Origin of the sequence: Saccharopolyspora sp. NPDC002686 (assembly GCF_040295745.1) — a bacterium.
In the GTDB taxonomy this organism is placed as follows: domain Bacteria; phylum Actinomycetota; class Actinomycetes; order Mycobacteriales; family Pseudonocardiaceae; genus Saccharopolyspora; species Saccharopolyspora oryzae.
In genome coordinates, this window is sequence record NZ_JBEOVY010000626.1 from 1 (window position 1) to 1,815 (window position 1,815).

Consider the following 1,815-nt stretch of genomic DNA (forward strand, 5'->3'; position numbering starts at 1 on the left):
GAAGGTCTGCGGCGGTTCGTCGTCGTAGTCGTCCGGCGCAGGGCGCCAGGTCGCGGCCGCTTCGGGCTCCGGCTCGGGCGGGAGCTGCGAACGCATGGAGTCGTGACGAAGTACCCGCCGTCCCGATCCTTCGTGTCCCGAACAGCGGCGCCGCCGGATAACGCCCCAACCTCAACGCAGTTGCCGTTCGGCTGGCTGTAGCTGGACTTCTGCCAGCCGCCCACGCAGCCGACCTCGATGCAGGAGTCCCCGTTCTGGCTGTGGCTGGACTTTCGCCAGTTCGATACGCGTCCGACCTCGATGCAGGTGTCCGTTCCTTGGCTGTAGCTGGACTTTCGCCAACCGCTCACTGAGGTCACTGCATTGCCTCCAAGTCCTTGCGGATTTCGTTGACGTAACGCTTCGACTTTGCCGGATCAAGTGCTGCTTTGAACACCGCCGCAGCTGCGTCGCGGTAGAGCTCGATGTCACCTGGCTCGTGCAGGAACAGTCCTGTATTGCGCTCCTCCAGATGCACCACGGCTGGGGCGTGGTCGGATTCGAACAGGACGAAAAGTCCTTCCAGCGCCGGGTGCCAGCCACTCGTGAACGGCAAGACGTGTACGTCGATATTGTCCAGATCGCCGAGATTCAGGAGATGGTCCAGCTGTCCCAGCATGACTTCTGGTCCGCCGATGACCTGTCGAAGAGCTGCTTCGCCGATCGCGGCTTTCAGGTGAACGGGTTGTTCAGTGCGCGTGACGGTTTCTCGCCTGCCGACTCGTACTGCGATCCGCGTTTCGATGTCTTCATGCGATACCCCTCCAGCGGTCATGATGGCCCGAACGTAAGCGGTGCTCTGCAGAAGGCCAGGGATCATGAGCGGTGAGATGTGCGTGATCGCCGTCGCTGTCCGCTCGAGTTCAAGCAGGGCGCTGAGCTGCTGACGCTGTTCGGGGAGGCTTACCGCGAGCCAGTGCGAGTCGTTCGCACCCTCCGTCATAGCGAGGATTTCCTCGTACTTCTCACCGGTCACGCCAAGTGTCGTCAGAACCCTGGCTATGTCAGCGGGTTTTGGGCATCTGTCACCGGTTTCCCATCGGGAGAGCGTTCCGGGTGGGCACTCGATCTGCTTCGCCAGTTGCCGCAAGCCGAGGCCCTGGTCCTCGCGGGCAGCGCGAAGTGCTGCGCCGAGGGCGCGAGCCTTGGGAGTTCGAGTGTTTCCAGGCATGCAACGTAGATTACCTTTCATTTTCGCACTTCAACATCACCCGATTCGGGAGTAGAAGCCCCAGATCTTCGGTGATTCCATTGATCCCGGAATCAATGGAGACGATCTGGAAGGCGGGTTTGCCGATGCATCCGTTCCACTGGGTTCCTGCGGAGGGTGAGCGGCACGCGAGTCTGGATTCCCGGCCGGGTGGTGGGTATCCGACCGGGATGGCCCACAGCTCTCCCTTATCTCGCTGCCGTCCCCGCGTCGGTCGTGATCGCCGTCGTCGCGACCTGGTGCTCGTACCGCCCGCAGCACGCAGGAACCGGCGAAGGCGCGCTCACCGTCTGGCAACTGGTCGCAGAAGTCGAAGCGGAGCAACGACAACGCGAACGAACCGGCCGCCACCGCCTCCGCGAACCAGACCCGCCAGCCCCGGAACCACCCGCGGACCCCGGCCCATCGCTGGAAGTGCAACGCCGGATTCTCCAAGCCCTCCAACGCCTCTGACCCTCGGGCCGAAGCCGGAAACCCCCGACCCGGCACCAGGCCCGAGCAGGCCGGTCGGTGCGCTTGTTCAGCGCGGTCTGCAGGGCCTTGACGTGGTCGCCCTTCGCATCCTG

General features: G+C 63.6%; 2 protein-coding genes. Both read right to left on the minus strand.

Annotation, left to right across the window (positions count from 1 at the left end; translation table 11 throughout):
- Nucleotides 1-359 (minus strand): DUF397 domain-containing protein (locus tag ABTZ89_RS38400; protein WP_351054349.1); only part of this gene is annotated, 359 nt, incomplete at its 3' end.
- Complete coding sequence (locus ABTZ89_RS38405; protein WP_351054352.1) at nt 356-1,231, minus strand: helix-turn-helix domain-containing protein; 876 nt, start codon at nt 1,229-1,231, stop codon at nt 356-358. The genes ABTZ89_RS38400 and ABTZ89_RS38405, both read right to left, overlap by 4 nt.
- Between the last annotated feature and the right edge of the window lie 584 nt (nt 1,232-1,815).

Excerpts from the sequence above, each read along its gene's own strand:
- ABTZ89_RS38405 (WP_351054352.1), bottom strand. The coding sequence starts at position 1,231 with ATGAAAGGTAATCTACGTTGCATGCCTGGAAACACTCGAACTCCCAAG.